This is a genomic window from Buchnera aphidicola (Thelaxes californica) (assembly GCF_005080825.1).
GTDB classification, from domain to species: domain Bacteria; phylum Pseudomonadota; class Gammaproteobacteria; order Enterobacterales; family Enterobacteriaceae; genus Buchnera_I; species Buchnera_I aphidicola_V.
This window is the reverse complement of record NZ_CP034852.1, coordinates 482,119-504,176: the sequence shown is the minus strand read 5'-3', so window position 1 is coordinate 504,176 and position 22,058 is coordinate 482,119. Positions and strand designations below refer to the sequence as shown.

Sequence of the window (22,058 nt, the reverse complement as noted above, 5' to 3'; positions counted from 1 at the left end):
TTTTTTTTTAAAAAAAATACTTTTACACAAAGTAAATATCAAATCTATTTTTTTTTGTTTTAATAAAATTTTTTGTTTTTATATTATTTAAAAATGTGCAATTTAATGGTCTTTTTACCACCACTCTTTTAGTAGCAAATTGTATTGCAATTGAAAATATTTTATAAGCATCTTGATCAGCATTTTTTATCAGTTTTTTTAAAAAATGTATCTCTCTTTTAGGTGAAGACTTAATTTTTAATGTATATAACATAGGATCTAAATATATAACTTCAGGTTTGGTTATTTCAGGAATATCTATCATTTGTAAACTAGATTGTTTAAATAATTTAATATTATCAGATATAAATTGTCCGATAATTGTGTTTTTTTTTGCTTTTTTTAAAGCTTCTTGCAAACAAAAAGCAATTATAGGATTTCTTTCAAACATAGTTACTTGACAACCTAATGCAGCAAGTAAAACACTATCTTTTCCTAATCCTGCTGTAGTATCGATAATATTAGGAAAATATGTATTTTTTATACCTACTGCTTTTGGTAAAGCTTCTTTTGTATGAATATTTTTAATGCGATTTAAAAATTTTTTTGTTGTAAAATCAATAGAAAAAGAATTAATTCGATTATTGGTATAATCACATAATTCTATTTTTTTAGATTTTATAATTATGTACATATATAATTTTTTTTCCTATTAAAACAAAAGAGAGAAAAATAATGATATTTTTTATTTATTTTTATTTATATTCACAATATTTAATATTAAAAATATATTTTTTATAAAAATGTATTTTGTGATTATTTCTTTTTTTAAAATAAATAAAGAGTATACAATAAAAATATAATTTATGCATATATAACTTCTTTTTAAGAAGAATTATTATAATATTAATAATAATTTATATATAATAAATATATCAATTTTTTTAAAATGTAAAAAAATTTTTTAACTTTTATCAAAAATATGATAAAAAGAATGGAAAAAAAATGAGGATTTAATATGACATCATTCACTTCATTACCAAATGATATTTCAAAATTAGATTTTAGTAATATTGAAAAAACATATTACGATTTTGAAATAATTAAAAATGAATTTAAAGATTCTCTAATTCCTCCAGATAATGCTGTATCAAATAATATTCATGATACTGCTAAAAATAGCACAGTAATAGCATTATTTCCGAAAGAAAAATCTGTTGTGTATTCTAAAAGAATACCTAAAATTAATCATAATATAGATTTAAATAAAATAGAAATTCAATCTAACAATCAATATTGTGAAAAAGAAAATGATAAATTAAAAAATATAGTTCCAATAAATTCTGTAGATCCTTCTTATCCTCTTAAAATTAGAGCTTTAGAACATTCTAGACATAATGCATGGACATTATCAGATATCGTAGAATCTTATCATAAAAATAAAAATCCAAGAAAAAAATATGATACTACTCCATTAGTAAATTCTTTACAAAGTAAATCTTTTCTTTCTTTTGATATTATCCATTTAAAGAAAAATAATGTTTTTCCAAATTTGCATAAGAGAAAAGATTCTTCTATTACTAATTCCAATAATTTGAAAAGAATAAAAGTTGTTCAAAAAAATGTTAATAAAAATACAGTAGACACAAATATATTTACTAATATTACAAATTCAATTAATAATCTTTTTATAGATTTTATACAGAAAAATACTAATGCTGATAGTTTTTTTTCATCAATGTCTTTAATAAATAACAATTCTGCTCCTATAAAAGCTTTATCTTTATTACAACATTCCTTTGATGATCTTGGTAAAGAGTATCATAATAGTGATTATTCACATCTTCAAGTTCCTCAAAAAAAATATTCAAATGTTCAATTTGATTCTAGAAGAGATTTTATTAAAAATATAATTTCTAATTTGAATAAGTACAATGATAATGAAATTGCATCGGATCATCCTCATAATGTAATTATATGGCATTCTTTAAATCATCTGCAATCTGATCATAGTGTTCATGATTTAAAACGAGCATATCAAGATACTTATGAAATTTTGAATAAAACTATGCAAGTACATGATACTTTTTTAAGTAATTTTGAAAATGAATATTTTCAAATTAATGGAAAAGATATGAATTCTTCTAAAATTCAAAATTTTACTAAAGATTTTATGCAAACAGTTCCAGATTTAGAATTACAACAATTGATTTCTGTATATGCTAATCAAAATTTATTTAATCATGCTTATTTAAGTATTTTCTTAGATAATCCTGAGTTGTTAGACTTTTTACCCAAGCATCCTGTTTTTCATTATAAAATTGATATAATAGATCCTCAAACAATAAAAATTGTGGGTGTAAACACAGGAATTTTAGAAAAAAAATATTCTAATAATCAATTAAAGACAGTATTATTTGGTGTGAAAACAAATGTTATCGTTTCTAAAAATGATGCACCAAAAATAGAATATTCATATTTTATTAAATAAATTATATAATATTACAATCTATTAATTAATAATTGAAAATATTTATTTAATCATTTTTACCAAATGATTAAATAAAATAATATGTATAATTTTTTAAAAAAAGATTTTTTTTCAAAAAAGTGTTGACAACACTTTTTTGACACAATTTTTTTAAATAATATTATTAAAATATAGTTGTTATAGTTATTTATAGATATTCATTTCATTATATATATATTTAATATATAAACAATTTTTTTACCAATAGTGTTCTATTGTAATTTGACCAGCATTTCTTTGAGTGTGTATATTAAGATTATATATTGAATTTAAGATTTTTGTTGTTTCTTTAACCATGTTAGGATTTCCACATAACATTATATGAGAATCTTTTTTATTAATTTTTAAATCTACTTTTTTTTCTATTTTTTTTTCTGTTAATAATTTTGGTATTCTTCCAAATAATGATCCGTCTTTTTTTTCTCTACTTAGAATGGTAATAATTTGTAATTTGTTGTTATATTTTTTTTGTAATTTCAACATAAGTTTTAAATAATTTAAATCTTTTTCAAATTTGACTGCATGAATTAATATTATTTTATTAAATTGATTAATTTTTTTTTCACCTTGTAAAATAGATAAATAAGGGCCTATCGCTGTTCCTGTAGCAAACATCCAAAGATGTTTACAAATTGGAATATTTTTTAATGTAAAAAAACCAAAAGATTGTTGATATATATTTATTTTTTGTTGAGGTAATAAAGAAAATAAATGTGGTGTTATAATTCCATTTGGAATTAAAGCTACATAAAATTCAATAATTTTTTCTTTTGGTGAATTAACATAAGAATAAGCTCTTTGTATTTTTTCTGAATTTTGATTTATAAAAATAATTCTATTATATTGTCCAGGAATAAAATTTTCAATTTTAGCTGAAAAAAAAACACTAAATAAATTATTGGAAAAAAATTTTTTTTTAATTAATGTAGCTTCAATTAAATTATTCATTATATTAATTTTCAAATTTGTGTATTAAACAAGTATAGTAAGATTTGATAAGTACCCTATCTCAGATACAATCCTGAGAAGGAGACTTATTGTGTGTATATAATTATGTTTTTTATAGAATGAAACGACTGAGATCTTCATTTGATATCAGTTCATCTAAATGTTGAGCTACATAACATGCATTTACTTCAACAACAGCGCCGTTTTGATCGCTTGCATTAAATGATATTTCTTCCATTAGTTTTTCTAATACTGTATATAGTCTTCTTGCGCCAATATTTTCCATAGATTGATTAACTTTCCATGCGACTTCTGCAATACGTCGAATTCCTTCATTTGTAAAATGAATTTTTACTCCTTCAGTTTGCATTAAAGCTTGATATTGAACTGTAATAGATGATTTTGGTTCTGTTAAAATACGTTCAAAATCGTTTACGGTCAATGCATTCAATTCTACTCTGATTGGTAGTCTTCCTTGTAGTTCTGGTATTAAATCAGATGGTTTAGATAATTGAAATGCTCCAGATGCAATGAATAATATATGGTCAGTTTTTACCATTCCATGTTTTGTAGAAACTGTACATCCTTCAACCAAAGGTAATAAGTCTCGTTGTACACCTTCACGAGAAATTTCTGACCCGGAAGAAGTTTGTCCACTTCTTTTACATATTTTATCAATTTCATCAATAAATACTATTCCATTTTGTTCTACAGCATGTATAGCTTCTTTTTTTATTGATTCTGGATTTAGTATTTTTGCAGACTCTTCCTCTATGAGGATTTTTAAAGCATCTTTTATTTTTAATTTTCTACTATTTTTTTTTCCTCCTCTTAAATTTTGAAATAATGATTGTAGTTGATTAGTTAATTCCTCCATACCTGGAGGGGCCATGATTTCCACACCCATAGGAGTAGAAGCTATATTAATTTCTATTTCTTTATCATCTAGTTGTCCTTCTCTGAGTTTTTTTCGAAATATTTGAATAGTAGATGATGGTCTATTGAGATTATTTTCTTGTTTTTTCCAATCTTTTTCAGAAATAGGAATCAATACTTGCAAAATTCTTTCTTCTGCCATTTCTTCTGCTCGTGTTTGATTTTTTTTTATTGCTTGCATACGAACTATTTTTACAGCTGCATCAGTTAAATCTCTAATTATAGAATCAACTTCTTTTCCTACATATCCTACTTCAGTAAATTTTGTCGCTTCTATTTTAATAAATGGAGCATTGGCTAATTTTGCTAATCTTTTTGCAATTTCAGTTTTACCTACTCCTGTAGGTCCTATCATTAATATATTTTTAGGTGTTACTTCACTACGCAATTCTTTTTCTAATTGCATTCTTCTCCATCTATTTCTTAAAGCAATGGCTACTGCTTTTTTTGCTTTTTCTTGGCCAATAATAAATCTGTTAAGCTCTCTCACAATCTCTCGAGGAGTCATATTAGACATCAGATTAATCCTTAACTGTTGGAAGAAATTTCTTTAATAGTAAAATTATGATTTGTATAAATACAAATATTTGCAGCGATTTTTAAAGATTTTTTAACAATTTCAGTAGCACTTAAAACAGTATTATCTATTAAAGCTTTTGCTGCTGCTTGAGCAAATGATCCACCAGATCCAATTGCAATTAAATCGTTTTCTGGTTGTATTACATCACCAGTTCCTGTAATAATTAATGAGTTGTGAATATCAGCTACGGCTAATAAAGCCTCTAATTTTCTTAATATTCGATCTGACCTCCAATCTTTAGCTAATTCAATAGCTGAACGTTGTAATTGACCTTGATGTAATTCTAATTTTCTTTCGAAAAGTTCAAATAAAGTAAATGCATCTGCTGTACCACCTGCAAATCCAGCTATTACTTTATTATTATAAATAGATCTTACTTTTTTTACATTACTTTTGATTACAGTATTACCTAATGTAGCTTGTCCATCACCACCGATTACTACAGTATTATTTAACCTCACGCTTAATATTGTTGTCACTACATGATTCTCTTTTTAAAATAAAATGTTATTTTGGAAGTATAGCAATAAAATTGCTATGTTAAGTGGTTTAACAATATATATTTATGTATTTTTTTTGAATTCAAGTGATTAATGTATAATATAAACCATTTGTATATTATTTTGATAAGTTATATTTTTGTTTTCGAGAAGGGTAGAGTGATTTCATATATATTTATAATTAAATTTATTAAATAATAATTGAAATTTAAATTTAATAATTATATTAACTGTAAATATAATAAAAAATTATAATTTTTTTATCTGATCATTATTTTTAATTTATATTATATAATTATTTTTTTTTAAATAAGTTTTTTATTTTATTTCTTATTATTAATAATATTTTATTTTTAATTGTTATTGAACTTAATTTTATTTTTATATAGTATTAATAGCACAATTTATTTTTATTTAATAAATATTTTTAAATTTAATTAAATTTTTTAAATTTACTATTAAATGATAACATATTAGGAATTATTATGAAAAAAAATATTCATCCACAATATAATAAAGTGCAAGCTATATGTTCTTGCGGTAACATAATTAATTTTTTTTCTACAATAGAAAAAAACATTCATTTAGATGTATGTTCTCAATGTCATCCTTTTTATACAGGAAAACAAAGAAGCACTGATGTAGGAGGTAGAATAGAAAAATTTAATAAAAAATTTAATCATAATTTTAATATAAAAAATTCTCAATAATATTTTTTTTATAAAATGTGTATTTCTTTATTATTTTAATAAATAAAAAATATTTTTTAATTGAATAATGTATTGATGAATATTTTTTTGAGCGGGAAACGAGATTCGAACTCGCGACCTCAACCTTGGCAAGGTTGTGCTCTACCAACTGAGCTATTCCCGCAATATAAAAATATTTCTTAATTAGAATAACTTTAACATATTATTTTATTAATTTAAATTAAAAAAAAATTTTTTTTTTAATTTTTTATAAAAAATTTTTTATAAAATAATAATTCTTCTATTGAATCATATATATCTGATAAAGCAGAGTGTGTTTTTTTTTTTTTTATATTATGAGTTATTTCGAGTTTCCATCTTTTTGCTAATTCTTTTAATGTACTGACATCGATATTACGATAATGAAAGTATGATTCTAATTTAGGCATATATTTTTTTAAAAAGTTTCTGTCTTGATTTATAGTATTTCCACATAAAGGAGAACATTGTGGTTTTACCCATTTTGTTAAAAACTCAATCGTTTTTTTTTCGGCTTGATATTCATTAATAGTACTATTTTTTACTTTTTTTATTAATCCTGTTTGAGTATGTGTAGTAATATTCCATGGATCCATTTTATTTAATATAGTATGGTTTTGATAAATAGCCATGATTGGACCTATATCTAGAATGTTTAGTTGATGATCAGTAATGACTGTTGCAATTTCTATTATTTTATTTATGTTCGGATCTAATCCGGTCATTTCTAAATCTAGCCAAATCAAATTTTTTTGATTCATTTTAAGTTATCTTATTTATAATGTTGTGAAGTGTTTATTTCATTTTTTGAAAAAGATTTAATGTTTTTTAATTAAATAAAATTAACATACTTTTTTTATAAAAATAGTAGTAAGTTATATGTATAATCAATAATTTTTATTATTTTTATTTCATAATTTTAACATTATTTTTAAAAAAAATTTAACAAACTATAACGAGTTTACTAAAAAATATGAAAAATATTAACCCAATTAATACAGATGCGTGGAAAAAACTTCAACAACATTTTATTGAAATCAAAAACATACATATAAAAAATTTTTTTGATAAATTTCCAAATAGATACAAGACGATGTTTCGAAACTTTCAAGATGCGATTTTTATTGATTTTTCTAAGAATCGATTAAATGAAGAAACTTTGAATCTTTTATTTCAATTATGTGAAGAAACTCATTTAAGAAGTGCCATTAATGCAATGTTTGAAGGAAAAAAAATCAATGTTACTGAAAATCGATCTGTATTACATACTGCATTACGTAATCGAACAATTCATCCTATATTTTCTGGTAATTTAAATGTTATGCCTTTAATTCATGATGAACTGAATCGCATTAAAAATTTTTCTGATACAGTCATTCAAGGAATATGGAAAGGATATACTGAAAAAAATATAACTGATATTGTTAATATAGGTATTGGAGGTTCAGATTTAGGACCTAAGATGGTAGTAGAATCTTTAAAAGATTATCAAAATCATTTAAAAATACATTTTGTTTCTAATATTGACGGATCTCATATAAAAAGTGTACTTGATCAAGTGAACCCCGAAACAACTTTATTTATAGTTGTATCTAAAACTTTTAATACAGAAGAAACATTATTTAATGCTCATTATGCAAAGGAATGGTTTTTTAAAAGAACAAAATTAAAAAATATAAAAATTCTTGCTAAACATTTTATTGCTGTTTCAGAAAATATAACTAAAACTATAAGTTTTGGAATTCCACGAGAAAATATTTTTCAATTTTGGGATTGGGTAGGGGGAAGATATTCTTTATGGTCTGCAGTTGGTTTATCTATTGTTTTATCTTTAGGATTTGACAATTTTTTAAGTTTATTAGATGGTGCTTATAATATGGATCAACATTTTTTTCATAATGAATTTTATAATAATATTCCAGTAATTTTAGCTTTAATTAGTATTTGGTACATGAATTTTTTTAATACTGAAACAGAAGCTATTTTTCCATATGATCAAAATATGATAAATTTCCCCTTTTATTTACAACAAGCAGTTATGGAATCGAATGGTAAATCAATCAATAGATTAGGTAAACGAGTACAATGGAAGACATGTCCGGTCATTTGGGGTTCTCCTGGAACAAATGGACAACATGCATTTTATCAAATGTTGCATCAAGGAACTACATTAATTCCGTGTGATTTTATTATTTCTATAACACCTAATCATACATTATTAGAACATCATAATCGATTAACTGCACACTTTATTGCACAAACTCGAGCATTAGCTTTTGGAAGTAATGATAATTTTTTGAAATGTAAATATCATAATCAAGATAAAGATTTTTTACATATTTTTCAGTCATTACAAGGAAATCATCCTAGTAATTCAATTTTATTAAATCATTTAAATCCATTTTCTTTGGGATCATTAATTGCTCTATATGAACATAAAATTTTTGTGCAAGGTGTAATTTTAAATATTTTTAGTTTTGATCAATGGGGAGTAGAATTAGGTAAACAACTTGCAAGTGAAATTTATGCTGATATAACAAGTAGTTGTTCGACAATTAAATACGATACTTCAACTAATAATATAATAAATTTATGTAAAAAAAGAAAAAAAAATTAAAATTAGTTAATAATTTTTATTAACTTTTTTGTTTATTTTAACGAAGATATTAAATATTTAAGGAATATTCGATGCTTAAAAAAATAGTATATTTTTTAAGTAGCATAATTATGCCAAATATGACAGTTTTTATAATATATGGTTTTTTACATTCTTTTTTTTCTACTTTAGGCTGGTTTCCCAATGAAAATATAGAAAAAATTAGTAATTTTATTATTTTGTATTTAATACCTATTTTACTTGCATATACCGGAGGGGCATCAATTGCAAAACACAAAGGTGGAGTTATTGCAAGTATTGTTGTTTTAGGAGTGGTATTATTTTCTTTTTCAAACATGTTTTTACCTGCAATATTAATTGGTCCTTTGGTAGGATGGTTAATTAAAAAAAATGATATTTATTTTAAAAATAATGTAAAAAGTGGTTTTGAAATGATAATAATTAGTTTTTCTAATAGTATTATAACTATTTTATTGTTATTTGTTTCTTTATATATTATAACTCCATTGTTTGAATATGTATCTTATATGATATTTTTTGTTACTCAAACAATAATAGATTTTCATTATTTTCCATTAATTTCAATATTTGTTGAACCGTCTAAAGTATATTTTTTAAATAATTTTATAAATTATACTTTTTGTATTCCATTGGGAATGCAAGAAATACATGATTCGAATAGATCTATTTTTTTTTTAATAGAGTCTAATCCTGGTCCTGGTGCTGGAATACTATTTGCATTTTCTGTTTTAGGAAAAAATAGAAATGTTAAAAAATTTGCTTTAAATGGAGCATTAATTCATTTATTTGGAGGAGTACACGAAATATATTTTCCGTATGTTCTTAAAAATTTAAAATTATTTGTTCCGTTAATATGTGGAGGTATAGCTGGTACATTTCTTTTAGTAACTTTTAAAGGAGGTATATATTCTATAGTATCTCCAGGTTCTATTTTATCTATATTAGCTATGACTCCTCCTGGATCATATGTTGTGAATATATTAGTAATGTTTATTTCTTTTTTGGTATCATTTTTTATATCTTTATTTTTGATATACATAGATAATCTTACATTAAATAAATATAATAAAAAAAAATATGCAACTAATGTTATTAAAAGTACACTATATGATAGTGAAGAATTAAAAAATAATCATTTAGATTTTAATGTTAAAAAAAAATCTACTGTACAAAATAATATAATAAAACAAGTTATTGTTGCTTGTGATGCAGGTTTAGGATCGAGTGCTTTAGCATCTAATATATTTAGTCGAGAATTAAAAAAAATGAATGTTGCGAATATTTTAGTTTCAAATTCTGCCATTAATTTATTACCAAATGATCCTAATATTTTAGTAATTACTCATAAATTTTTAACTGAAAGAGCAAAGAAAAAAGCTCCCAGTTCTCTTCATTATTCTATTACTAATTTTCTTGATGTAGAGATGTATAAAAAAATTATTAATGAAGTATTTGTATATCAAAAAAATAATATACAAACAACTATATCTGAAAATAAAAATAATATAAAATTGCAAACAGAAAAAATGTTTATTTTATCAAAAGAAAATATTTTTTTAAATTGCACAATGAAAAATAAAGAAACAGTAATTCAATTTGTAGGAGAACATTTATATAAATTGGGTTATGTGCAAAAAGAATATATTGATTCGATGTTGGAAAGAGAAAAATTATCTACCACTTATTTAGGGGAATGTATTGCAATTCCACATGGAACATTAGAAGGAAAAAAATTTGTAAAAAAAACAGGTATAGTATTTGTACAAATTCCTGAAGGTGTGATGTTTGGTGATCATAAAGATGATATTGCTAAATTAGTGATTGGTATTGCTGCAAATAATAATGAACATTTACATGTTGTAAGTAAAATTACTAATGCATTAGATGATCCTATAATTTTAAATAATTTAATGACTACTAATGATAAAAAAAAAATTATAAAAGTTTTTTTATAAATATTTTTTCCAACTTTTTTATACAATTTCATAAATTTTTTATCAAATTATATTAAATTTTCTTCAAAAATGTTGATAAAGACATGAGGTTTTTTATGAAAGCTTTACATTTTGGTTCAGGAAATATTGGAAGAGGTTTAGTTGTTCCTATATTACAAAAATCAGATTATGAAGTATATTTAGCTGATGTTGATACAAACTTAATTCAATTAATTAATAAATTTAATAAATATAGAATTAATATAATTGGAAATAAAAATCGTTATTTTCAAGATATTTTTAATGTAAAATGTATTGATGTTAATTCTCATTATTTCAGTGATTATTTGTTTTGTGTAGATTTAGTGACTATTTCTGTAGGAGTAAATAATTTATATACAGTTGCTATTAAAATTGTTAATAACATTATCATAAGATTTAAAAAAAACCATAAAAAAGTATTAAATATAATTGTATGTGAAAATATAGTTTTAGGAGGGACTAAATTTAAAAAAATCGTATTAAAAATGCTTCCATTACATATACATCAATATTGTCATAATTATATTGGTTTTATTGATTCTTGTGTAGATAGAATAATTCCTTTAACTAATCATAATAATGATTATAATCATCCCTCTTGTTTAGATGTATCAGTTGAACCATTTTATGAATGGGTGATTGATCAAAAACAATATAAAGGATGTTATAAGCATATTGTTGGTATAGTTAAAACTAAGAATTTATCTTTTTTTTTAGATAGAAAATTTTTTATTCTGAATACTGGACATGCAATTTTAGCATATTTTGGTTTACTTCATGGATATGAAACGACATATCAGGCTATTAATGATATGAATGTTAAAAATATTGTTCAGCAATCAATGAAAGAAAGTATGAATGTATTAAATAGTAAATATAATCAAATCATTGATAAAAATGATATATATATTTCTAGTGTATTTGATCGTTTTAATAATAAAAATATTACAGATTATTTATTAAGGATTGGAAGAAATCCAATAAATAAATTAAAAAAACAAGATCGATTAATAAAACCCATTATTCAAGCAATACAATTTAATTTATCTTATAAATATTTATTATACGGAGTTGCAAGTGCATTAATGTATAAAAATATACATGATAATGAAGCAATAAAGTTACAAAATTTAATAAAAGAGTATGGTATATCATTAGTATTATATAAAGTTTCTGAAATTGATGTACATCATTATTTAAATAATGAAATAGTATATTTATATAATAAAATAAAAAAAAATATATAAATTAATATAATATTCATAATCATTGTAAAAATATTATTTTATTTTTAATAAATAAAATTATTTATTAAAAAATATTTATTTATTAACATATAATAAATACGTATTTCTATAAAATGAAATATAATTTATATAGTTTAATATAATCATATTTAATTTAATTTTTTTTTCAAGAAAAATACATTATTAATATAAATCAATTTTATTTTTTATTAAATTTTTATTTAATATTTAATAAGTTTTATTTATGTAATCAAAATATATACTGGTTATTAAAATATATTTTATATTAATAATAATTTTTTTATTTAACTTATTTAATAATGGTTTATTATGATATGTATACAAAAACCTATTGTTATATTTTTAATGGGACCGACAACTTCTGGAAAAACTGATTTTGCAATTTTATTGAATAATTATTTACCAATTAATATTATTAGTGTTGATTCAGGGTTGATATATAAATATATGAATATTGGTACTGCTAAACCTAGTGTTGAACAATTAAAAATGGTACCTCATTATTTAGTTAATATTGTTGATCCTGTGGAAATTTATTCAATTTTTAGATTTAAAAAAGATGTGTTGCAAGCTATTAAAGATAGTATCAATTCTCATAGAATTCCGGTATTAGTTGGAGGAACTATGTTATATTATCATGTTTTATTACATGGTTGGCATCCTACTCCTCCAAAAAATATTTATTTTCAAAATAAAATGTTGAGTTGTATTCACAAACCAGAAAAATTAAAATATTTATATACATACTTAAAAAAAATAGATCCTCTTTCTGCAAAATTGATTCATAAAAATGATTCAAGAAGAATTATTAGAGCGTTAAATATATATTTTTCTACTGGTTTAACAACAAGTTTTTTTAAAAAACAAGATGGTGTACGTTTTCCTTATAAAGTTATACAGTTTTCTATGGTTGTTTCCAATCGATTTATTGCACATGAAAGAATTAAAACACGTTTTTTTCATATGTTAGAATTAGGTTTTCAAAAAGAAGTTGAAGAATTATTTAATCGAGGTGATTTAAATGCTAATTTACCTTCTATAAGATGTGTAGGTTATCGTCAAATGTGGAGTTATTTAAATAATGAAATTAGTTATCAGGATATGCAAAAAAAATCAATTTATGCTACATGTCAGTTATATAAAAAACAGATTACTTGGTTAAAAAAATGGAAAAATATTTATTTTTTAAATATTGAAAATAAACAATTATCATTAGATATGATGTTAATAATTTTAAAAAAAAATATGAATTTGAATTTATAGTTATAAATAAAATTTTTTTTAAAAATAAGTATTTTGAATGAAATGTTTTAAAATCGTATGTAAAAATTATCTAATAATAATTATAAAAATAATTTCATCATTATTTTTTACATTTTTAAAAATGTAGTATTATATTTTTTTAAAAATATTATTTTGTAAATAGATGTAAATATAATTGATGTATAATATTAACATTTAAAGAATAATCACTATATATTAAGGTTTATTTTTTAATTAAATTTTCATTAATAAATATAATTTGATTTATTTTTATCACATTTTTTTAAATGTAATATCACTAATTTTAATATAAATTATTAAAAATATATATTTTTGTTAAAAATTTTTTTTATTTATTTTGTAATATTTTTAAAAATATAAAATTATTTATTTTAAAATAAATATTATATGTTTTCTTAAATATTTTTTATATATATCTATATATTTATTTTTCCTTTTTTGTTTTTTTCAAACATGTTTTTATTTATATTATCATATATAATAATTATAATTACTTGATGTAAAAATATGAAATAAATGTTTATAAATTGACATCATTTAATATTAATATTAATTAAGTTTTTTAATTTTTATTTGTTGATATATAATATTATTTTTATATTAATTTTATTAACAACTTTTTATTGATATTAAATAAAAATTTATTAACTTATCATTTTTTATTTAAATTTTATAATATTATTATATTGTTTCTTAATTTAAATTATATTCATAAGTACTTTTTTCTTTAAAAGAATTTAAAATTTTTTTTAAAAACAATATTATGTAAAATTATATATATGTAATTTTTAAAAAAATTGTAGTGTTGTTTTTGAATTATTTTGTAAAAATTGCATTATTTTAAAAAATAATATGTTAAGAACATAATAATATAATTATATAAGATAGCTTATATAAGATATATTTTTTATTTTTTTTATTTTTTATTAAAATATATTTTATACAATATAGAAATTTACTTTCAATATATTTATAAATCAAATTATGAAAATAATTTAATTATATAAATAAATAAAACATTTTTTTTTATGCAAAGAATTATATGTTTCTATATAACATAAAATGTTTAAACGGTTTATAAAAATTATAATATATAATTTTTTTTCATTTTATCAATCAGTTATTATTAATATATATTGAATATTTTTACATATAAAAATGATAAAAAAGTATTTCATATACTTTTTTATGAATAAAATGGAATTAATGTTATGAAATCGCAAATTGTAATTGTAGGTACTCAATGGGGTGATGAAGGAAAAGGAAAAATAGTAGATTATTTAACTCAATATGCTGAAATAGTTGTAAGATATCAAGGAGGAAATAATGCTGGTCATACCATTTTTTTAAATAATAAAAAAACGGTATTACATTTAATTCCTTCTGGTATTTTATATCAAAACAAAATTTGTGTTATTGGAAATGGTGTTGTTATTTCTCCTATTGCATTATTTCAAGAAATTAGTCATTTAGAACAATCTGGATTAATAGTAAAAAATAGATTGTTTATTTCAAAAAATTGTTCATTAATTTTACCTTATCATATTGCTATAGATATTGCTCGAGATAAAAAAAGAGGTTCCAATGCTATTGGAACTACTGGAAAAGGTATTGGTCCTACATATGAAGATAAAGTAGCTAGACGTAGTTTAAGAATCTCAGATTTAGAAGATGAACATAGATTAGAAATGATTTTGAAAGATATTTCAGAATATTACAATTATCAATTAACTTATTTTTCTGAAAAGTCTATTTCATATGAAAAAGTGTTAAAAGAAATTAACACATATAAAACTAAACTGTTAAAATTAACTAAAGATGTTACTTTATTATTAAATCAATCAATATTATTAAACAAAAAAATAATTTTTGAAGGAGCACAAGGAAGTTTATTAGATATTGATCATGGAATGTATCCTTATGTGACTTCTTCTAATACTACTTCTTCAGGAATATTTTCAGGTACTGGAATTGGTCCTCGTAATTTAGGTTATGTATTAGGAGTATGTAAAGCTTATGCAACTCGTGTAGGTTTTGGTCCTTTTCCAACTGAATTATCAGAAGATATAAATGATTATTTGTTTTATAAAGGTAAAGAACGTGGTGCTACTACTGGGCGTAGAAGACGTACTGGTTGGTTAGATTTAGTATTGTTAAAACAATCTATATCTGTAAATTCAATAACAGGATTATGTTTAACAAAATTAGATGTTCTAGATGGTTTATCTGAAATTAAAATATGTATTGGATATAAAAATCAACATGAAGAAATAATTGCAAATATTCCATATTCTATGCAAGGTTGGGAAAATATTATTCCGGTTTATAAAGTTTTTAATGGTTGGAAAAAAAATACTTCAGGTATACGATGTTTTGATAATTTTCCGACAGAATTAAAAGAATATATTAATTTTATTGAAACTTTTTTAGATATTCCAATACATATAATTTCTAATGGACCTGATAGAAATAATACTATTATGTTAAAAAATCCGTTTTGTTTATAAACAATATTTATTGTAAATAAATTGTAATGTTTTATTTATTATATAAATATATTTATTCAATATTTTTTATGATTATTATAGAAATAATTATGTAAATTTTTTATTTTAAAAAAATATTTTTTGAAAAAAAATACAAATATTTATATATAGAAAAAAATTTTTATTTATGTTGTATTTTTATATAAAATTTTTTTAAGATTACTATTTTATGCAATTATATAATTTTTTTATATACTATAATATTGCAACATATTTTATAAATAGCATTTATTATATTATTTTCAATTAGTTATATTATAATAAATTAATATATCTATATTAGATAATTTTCTATAATAATTTGTATATTGTTATTAATAAAAATATAATAAAATAAAGAAATGTATATTATATTTTAAATATATTTTTAATAATTTAATTATTTCACATAAAGATTATATAACAAGGACTATTTTAATGAGACATTATGAAATTGTACTCATGATTCATCCTGATCATAGTGATCAAGTAACAACATTAACTAAATTATATATTGATTTAATACAACAAAATCAAGGTATTGTACATCGAATGGAAGATTGGGGAAAAAGACAATTGGCATATTCGATAAATAATTTACATAAATCTCATTATATTTTATTAAATATTGAAATACCTATAAAAATTATTAATGAGTTAGAACAAAAATTTCGTTTTAATGATATTATTATTCGTAGTATTATTATTTCTAAAAAAGAAGCAATAACTGTTCCATCTCCTATGTTACAAAATAAAGAAGATAATAAAAATATTTCAATTAATTAAATATATTAAATTAAGTATTTTGATACTTATTTTTTCATATTTTTCATATATATAATTTTTATAAGGTCATTATTAATATGGTTCGATATTTTAGAAGAAGAAAATTTTGTCGATTTACTGCAGAGGGTATACGAGAAATTGATTATAAAGATATAAATATTTTAAAAAATTATATTACTGAAAGTGGTAAAATTGTTCCTAGTCGTATTACAGGTACTAAATCCAAATATCAAAGACAATTGTCTACAGCTATTAAAAGATCACGTTATTTAGCTTTATTACCTTATACTGATCATCATAAATAGTTTTTTTGTTTGTAAAAAATAACAGGGGTATGTTATATATGAAAGTAATTCTTATATCCAAAGTTTATAATATTGGATTAATAGGAGATGAAGTAGAAGTTAATGCAGGCTATGCGCGAAATTTTTTAATTCCATCAGGAAAAGCGGTTATTGCAAATAAAAAAAATTTAGATATTTTACATGAACAAAGAAAGCAAAAAGCACAAGAATCATACAACAAATTTGTATTATCCAAAGCAAAGGCAGAAAAAATTAAATCTTTACAACCAATTATAATTTTTTCTAAGTCTGGAGAAGGTGGAAAATTATTTGGTTCGATAGGTATTAGGGATATTATAAAATCTATAAGAATATTAGGAATAAAATTAAATAAAAGCGATTTTAAACTTCCTAGTGGAACTTTACGAACAATTGGGGAACATGTAGTATTATTTAATCCTCATAAAGATGTATGTGAAAATATTACACTTAAAATTGTTTCTGAAAGATAAATTTTTTTAATATAACAATAAAAAGAGATATATTTTAATTCTTTAACAAACAAAAAAACAAAAACAATAGAATTTGTTACATTAATCTATGAAAAAAGGTATATATGATTAATGAAATATTAGCAATATCAAAAGAAGCTGGAAATATTATTATGGATGTCTATAATAAAATTAGTTTTTTTGATGATAATGTTATTACTTTTAAAGAAAAAGATCATTCTCCTTTAACTATTGCTGATAAAGATTCTCATGAAATAATAGTAAAAGGATTATGTAAATTAGATAAAAATATTCCAGTATTATCAGAAGAATCACATTTTTTTTTTGATAGTAATTGGAAAAATCAAAAATTATATTGGTTAATTGATCCTTTAGATGGAACTAAAGAATTTATTAAGAAAATTCCTGAATTTACTGTAAATATTGCTTTAATATATAATAATAATCCAATATTAGGCGTTATATACGTTCCTTTTTTAGATACATTTTATTATTTTTTTTTAGAAAAGTCTTGGAAAAAAGTCAGTAATTTTAAACCTAAACAAATTTTTGTCAAAAAAAAAAAAACACACACTGTATTATTAAGTCGTTCTCATGTTGATCAAAATACTTATGAGTATGTTGATAAAAATATAAACAAAAAATATAAAATAAAAAAAATGGGTTCATCCTTAAAATTTTGTTTAATTGCAGAAGGAAAAGCTCAACTTTATCCTCGATGTAATCCAGTTTATAAATGGGATATAGCTGCTGGTCATGCTATTATTATAGGAGCTGGTGGACATATACAAACATTTTCTGGGAGTGTAATTAATTATCAGTTAAAAAATCATAATTCAATTTTATTAAATTCTGGTTTTATAGTTTCTTCATATGTTTTATGATTTTAAATATAAAAAATTAGATTAATTATTTTTTATTAAAAATATTATTAAAATATAATAATTTGTATATATACATATCTTTTACAATATATAATTTTACTATGAAAAAAAATGAATTTAAATATTGATATAAAAATTGTTGATTCTAGAATTGGAACTATTTTTTCTTTACCTGATTATAGTACTCCATTTTCTTCTGGAATTGATTTAAGAGCATGTTGTAATAAAAAGATTTTATTGTATCCAAACAAAACAATTTTAATATCTTCTGGTATTGCTATTAATATTAATAATAGTATGGTGACTGGAATGATTTTTCCTCGATCTGGATTAGGGCATAAATGTGGAATAGTTTTGGGAAATTTAGTGGGAATTATTGATTCTGATTTTCAAGGAGAAATTATGTTATCTATTTGGAATAGACAGACTGAATGTTCTTTTTGTATTGAACCCGGAATGCGTATAGCTCAACTAGTATTTGTTCCCATAATAAAACCAAAGTTTCATTTTGTTGAAAAATTTAACAATGTTACTAAAAGAGGAAAATTAGGTTTTGGTCATACTGGAAAATTTTAAAAATGTTGTAATTTTTTTATGGCCCCTGCTGGATTTGAACCAGCGACCTAGCGATTATGAGTCGCGTGCTCTAACCACTGAGCTAAGGGGCCTTATAAAATTATTATTATAATAAATTATAAAACAATTTTATTATATAATCTACTAATTATTTTATTTTTTATAATTTTAATTTTATTTTTTGTAAATATTATTTATTTAATTTTTTAAAATAATTTTTGACAATTTTTATTTTTATAGGTATAATTAATTTAACTTTCCTCTGTAGTTCAGTTGGTAGAACGGCGGACTGTTAATCCGTATGTCACTGGTTCGAGCCCAGTCGGAGGAGTAAATATATAATTTACATTATTTTACCTCATTTTTTAAAAAAAATAATATTGTGAAAAAAAAATTTTCTTTTTTATTTTATGATTATGAAACTTTTGGTTTACATACTAGATTAGATAAGATTGCTCAATTTGCTTGTATCAGAACTGATGTTAATTTTAATATTATTTCCAAACCTATTTTAATATATTGTACTCCTCCTTTAGATTATCTTCCTGACCCTCTTTCCATATTTATTACTAAAATTATTCCTCAATGTACCCTGAAAAAGGGTATGAATGAGTTTTTTTTTTCTAAAAAAATATATGAAGAATTTATTAAACATAATACTTGTATTTTAGGTTTTAATAATATTAATTTTGATGATGAATTTACTAGGAATATTTTTTATAGAAATTTATTAGATCCATATGGATGGAGTTATAAAAACAATAATTCTAGATGGGATTTGATTAATGTTTTAAGGGCATGTTATGTATTTCGTCCAAATGGTATTATTTGGCCTAAAAAAAAATCTGGATTAATTAGTTTTAAATTGGAAGATATAGCAAAATGTAATAAGATACAACATCTTCATGCACATAATGCATTATCAGACGTTTATGCAACTATTGAAATAGCAAAATTAATTAAAAATGCTCAACCGAATTTATTTAATTTTTTTTTTAATCATCGTACAAAAAAACAATTAATAAATTTATTTTATAAATATAAATATGATCCTATTTTTTATGTTTCTAATATTTTTGGTAGTTGTAATCATAATGTCAGTATGATTAAAATGATTTTATGTAGTACAAAAAATGCAACATTTTTAATTTGTTTTGATTTAAAATATGATTTTTCAATTTTTTTAAAGGTTTTTCTTAGAGTTAAAAATTTTAAATTGGAAATCAAAAAATTGTTTGAAACAGGTTTAATAGTTATTTATTTAAATAAGTGTCCAATTTTTGCTCCTTTAAACGTTTTAGATAATACATCGATTAAAAAATTAAATATAAATTTACAGAAATGTATTAAAAATTTTGTATTGATTGATCAATATATTTATGTTTTTAAAGAAATTAATAATTTTTTAATTCAAAAAAAAAATTGGAATTTTATCAATAATGTTGATTTAAAATTGTATGAAAATTTTTTTAATGTATCAGATCAAAAAAAAATGGAAAAAATACATAACATATATTCTCAAAAATGTTTTATAAAAAATGTGTATTTTCAAGATTATCGATTAAATGATTTATTTTTTCGAATGAAAGCAAGAAATTTTTTTACACATTTAACATATAGTGAAAAGAAAAAGTGGTATGTTTATTGTAAACATGTATTTAGTATAAAATATATACGTATATATAAAAAAAAATTGAATGATATTTTTTGTAAAAATATTATGAATAATATTGATAAAAAGATATATTATAAAATATATGATTATTTTTTAAATTTAATTAAAAAATTTTATTAATAAAAATTTATTGTTTAAATAAAAAATATTGCATTTCTTTTTCTATAATTTTTCTATCTTGTTTATTAAACATATTTAATTTTTTTTCATTTATTAAAATGGTTTGTTTTTTTATCCATTGATTCCAAGCTTTTTCAGATATTTCATTATATATACGTTTTCCTATTTTTCCTTGATATGGATTATGATTTAATCCTTTTTCATTTTTTTTAAAAAATGAACAAAATATAATTCTATTATTCATTTATTTTCCTTATTTTTTTTATTATTTTTAAAACAAGTTGCGGTAATCCTATTTCTTGTTTTGAATTACAATTGAACCATATAGCATTATTTTCTGGTTCGAAAATAGATTTCATATGGATGATAAATGGAAAAATTTCAATATTAAAATTAGTATATTTATATTTAATCTTATTTAATTTTTCAGAACGTTTTTTTTTAATATTTTTACTTTTTATCCAATTATATACAAGTGTTTTTTTTTTAAAAAATGGAAAACAAAATAAGTTGTTCCATATTTTTGTTTGATTTCTTTTTTCCAAAAAAATATAATTTTTAAATATTAAAATAACACAAAAATATTTTTTTAAAATATTTTTTTTTTTCTTTTTTTTTAATAGTAAATATACATCTTTTTGATGATTTTTTTTATATTGAAGACAATATAAATTTAAAGGACATATTATACATTTTGGATATTTGGGTGTGCATATAAGTGATGCAATATCCATAATACTTTGATTAAATTGTTTTGTATTATGAAATGGTGTAATTATATTAATGATATTCCATAAAATAGTTTCAAATTTTTTACTTGAATTTGCATTAATTAAATAGTAATATCTGACTAATATTCTTTTGACATTACTATCTAATATAGAAAAACTAAAATTTCTTGAAAAAGATAGTATTGCTCCTGCAGTTGTTTTGCCTATTCCTGGTAATTGTATTATTTCAAAAAAATTTTCTGGAAAAATACCTTTTTTGTTTTTAAAAATAATTTGAATAGTACGATAGATATTTTTTGCACGAGTATAGTATCCTAAACCACTCCAGTAATGTAAGATTTCATCTAATGAAGCTTGATATAAACTTTTCATAGAAGGAAATCTTGTAATAAATTTTTTATAAAATGGTATTACTGTGTTCACTTGTGTTTGTTGTAACATAATTTCAGAAATCCAAATATAATAAATATTTTGATTTTTTTTCCATGGTAAATATTTTCTTCCGTAAAAATGAAACCAATTAATAATTAATTGAGTAATAGGAGTTTTGATTATCACTTGATTAATACTCTTATTTTTAATAAAAAATGTAATTAAA

The 22,058-nt window shown here is 21.2% G+C and carries 20 protein-coding genes and 3 tRNA genes; 14 read left to right on the top strand and 9 right to left on the bottom strand.

Features of this window, described 5'->3' with window-relative positions; all coding sequences use genetic code 11:
* Window positions 1–22 precede the first annotated feature (22 nt).
* Window positions 23–673: a class I SAM-dependent methyltransferase gene (locus D9V80_RS02345; RefSeq protein ID WP_158353852.1), complete on the bottom strand. Its 651-nt coding sequence runs from the start codon at window positions 671–673 to the stop codon at window positions 23–25.
* A gap of 324 nt (window positions 674–997) precedes the next feature.
* Between D9V80_RS02345 and D9V80_RS02340 the strand changes: the two genes are divergently transcribed.
* Window positions 998–2,470: a hypothetical protein gene (locus D9V80_RS02340; RefSeq protein WP_158353850.1), complete on the top strand. Its 1,473-nt coding sequence runs from the start codon at window positions 998–1,000 to the stop codon at window positions 2,468–2,470.
* Between the two features lie 237 nt (window positions 2,471–2,707).
* On the opposite strand, the gene D9V80_RS02335 is transcribed toward D9V80_RS02340, so the two are convergent.
* The 3 genes from D9V80_RS02335 to hslV form a co-directional block, all read right to left on the bottom strand.
* Entirely contained in the window at window positions 2,708–3,457 is a 750-nt protein-coding gene (locus D9V80_RS02335; protein WP_158353848.1) for an FAD-binding oxidoreductase, read from the bottom strand.
* Between the two features lie 112 nt (window positions 3,458–3,569).
* On the bottom strand, window positions 3,570–4,910 hold the full coding sequence (hslU, locus tag D9V80_RS02330) for an HslU--HslV peptidase ATPase subunit (RefSeq protein WP_158353846.1): 1,341 nt from the start codon (window positions 4,908–4,910) through the stop codon (window positions 3,570–3,572).
* Window positions 4,911–4,921: 11 nt separating this feature from the next.
* The gene (gene hslV, locus D9V80_RS02325; protein WP_158353844.1) at window positions 4,922–5,452 is read right to left on the bottom strand and encodes an ATP-dependent protease subunit HslV; all 531 of its coding nucleotides are present in this window, start codon (window positions 5,450–5,452) and stop codon (window positions 4,922–4,924) included.
* 506 nt (window positions 5,453–5,958) lie between these two features.
* Here hslV and rpmE point away from each other — a divergent pair.
* On the top strand, window positions 5,959–6,183 hold the full coding sequence (gene rpmE / locus D9V80_RS02320) for a 50S ribosomal protein L31 (protein ID WP_158353842.1): 225 nt from the start codon (window positions 5,959–5,961) through the stop codon (window positions 6,181–6,183).
* Window positions 6,184–6,273: 90 nt separating this feature from the next.
* On the opposite strand, the gene D9V80_RS02315 is transcribed toward rpmE, so the two are convergent.
* Window positions 6,274–6,346: transfer RNA gene (locus tag D9V80_RS02315), tRNA-Gly, on the bottom strand.
* Window positions 6,347–6,422: 76 nt separating this feature from the next.
* A complete protein-coding gene (orn, locus tag D9V80_RS02310; RefSeq protein ID WP_158353840.1) occupies window positions 6,423–6,962 on the bottom strand; it encodes an oligoribonuclease in 540 nt (179 codons plus the stop codon).
* Between the two features lie 212 nt (window positions 6,963–7,174).
* Here orn and pgi point away from each other — a divergent pair, with 212 nt between their 5' ends.
* The 10 genes from pgi (at window position 7,175) to dut (ending at window position 18,934) form a co-directional block, all read left to right on the top strand.
* Complete coding sequence (gene pgi / locus D9V80_RS02305) at window positions 7,175–8,818, top strand: glucose-6-phosphate isomerase (protein WP_158353838.1); 1,644 nt, start codon at window positions 7,175–7,177, stop codon at window positions 8,816–8,818.
* Window positions 8,819–8,889: 71 nt separating this feature from the next.
* Window positions 8,890–10,794 (top strand): PTS mannitol transporter subunit IICBA, encoded by a 1,905-nt coding sequence (locus tag D9V80_RS02300; RefSeq protein ID WP_158353836.1) that lies wholly within the window; start codon window positions 8,890–8,892, stop codon window positions 10,792–10,794.
* Window positions 10,795–10,889: 95 nt separating this feature from the next.
* Window positions 10,890–12,062, top strand: coding sequence for a mannitol-1-phosphate 5-dehydrogenase (locus tag D9V80_RS02295; RefSeq protein WP_187306491.1), 1,173 nt, complete (start codon window positions 10,890–10,892; stop codon window positions 12,060–12,062).
* Window positions 12,063–12,392: 330 nt separating this feature from the next.
* On the top strand, window positions 12,393–13,346 hold the full coding sequence (gene miaA, locus D9V80_RS02290) for a tRNA (adenosine(37)-N6)-dimethylallyltransferase MiaA (protein WP_158353831.1): 954 nt from the start codon (window positions 12,393–12,395) through the stop codon (window positions 13,344–13,346).
* A 1,232-nt stretch (window positions 13,347–14,578) separates the two neighbouring features.
* Entirely contained in the window at window positions 14,579–15,874 is a 1,296-nt protein-coding gene (locus D9V80_RS02285) for an adenylosuccinate synthase (RefSeq protein WP_158353830.1), read from the top strand.
* Between the two features lie 456 nt (window positions 15,875–16,330).
* Window positions 16,331–16,678, top strand: coding sequence for a 30S ribosomal protein S6 (gene rpsF, locus D9V80_RS02280; protein WP_158353828.1), 348 nt, complete (start codon window positions 16,331–16,333; stop codon window positions 16,676–16,678).
* A 77-nt stretch (window positions 16,679–16,755) separates the two neighbouring features.
* Window positions 16,756–16,983, top strand: coding sequence for a 30S ribosomal protein S18 (rpsR, locus tag D9V80_RS02275; RefSeq protein ID WP_158353826.1), 228 nt, complete (start codon window positions 16,756–16,758; stop codon window positions 16,981–16,983).
* A gap of 38 nt (window positions 16,984–17,021) precedes the next feature.
* Window positions 17,022–17,474, top strand: a complete 453-nt coding sequence (gene rplI / locus D9V80_RS02270; protein ID WP_158353824.1) for a 50S ribosomal protein L9 — start codon at window positions 17,022–17,024, stop codon at window positions 17,472–17,474.
* A gap of 104 nt (window positions 17,475–17,578) precedes the next feature.
* The gene (locus tag D9V80_RS02265) at window positions 17,579–18,358 is read left to right on the top strand and encodes a 3'(2'),5'-bisphosphate nucleotidase CysQ (protein WP_158353821.1); all 780 of its coding nucleotides are present in this window, start codon (window positions 17,579–17,581) and stop codon (window positions 18,356–18,358) included.
* Window positions 18,359–18,469: 111 nt separating this feature from the next.
* On the top strand, window positions 18,470–18,934 hold the full coding sequence (dut, locus tag D9V80_RS02260) for a dUTP diphosphatase (protein WP_158353819.1): 465 nt from the start codon (window positions 18,470–18,472) through the stop codon (window positions 18,932–18,934).
* Between the two features lie 19 nt (window positions 18,935–18,953).
* On the opposite strand, the gene D9V80_RS02255 is transcribed toward dut, so the two are convergent.
* Window positions 18,954–19,026: transfer RNA gene (locus D9V80_RS02255), tRNA-Ile, on the bottom strand.
* Between the two features lie 166 nt (window positions 19,027–19,192).
* Between D9V80_RS02255 and D9V80_RS02250 the strand changes: the two genes are divergently transcribed.
* Window positions 19,193–19,265 (top strand) — tRNA-Asn (locus D9V80_RS02250).
* Between the two features lie 51 nt (window positions 19,266–19,316).
* Window positions 19,317–20,729, top strand: coding sequence for an exodeoxyribonuclease I (gene sbcB, locus D9V80_RS02245; RefSeq protein WP_187306490.1), 1,413 nt, complete (start codon window positions 19,317–19,319; stop codon window positions 20,727–20,729).
* 7 nt (window positions 20,730–20,736) lie between these two features.
* Here the strand turns inward: sbcB and D9V80_RS02240 are convergent, their stop codons facing one another.
* Window positions 20,737–20,973 carry an oxidative damage protection protein gene (locus tag D9V80_RS02240; RefSeq protein ID WP_158353814.1) on the bottom strand — a complete coding sequence of 79 codons (237 nt, stop codon included), beginning with the start codon at window positions 20,971–20,973 and terminating at the stop codon, window positions 20,737–20,739.
* Window positions 20,966–22,018 (bottom strand): A/G-specific adenine glycosylase, encoded by a 1,053-nt coding sequence (mutY, locus tag D9V80_RS02235; protein ID WP_261978560.1) that lies wholly within the window; start codon window positions 22,016–22,018, stop codon window positions 20,966–20,968. Before mutY ends, D9V80_RS02240 begins: the two co-directional genes overlap by 8 nt.
* Window positions 22,019–22,058: the final 40 nt, after the last annotated feature.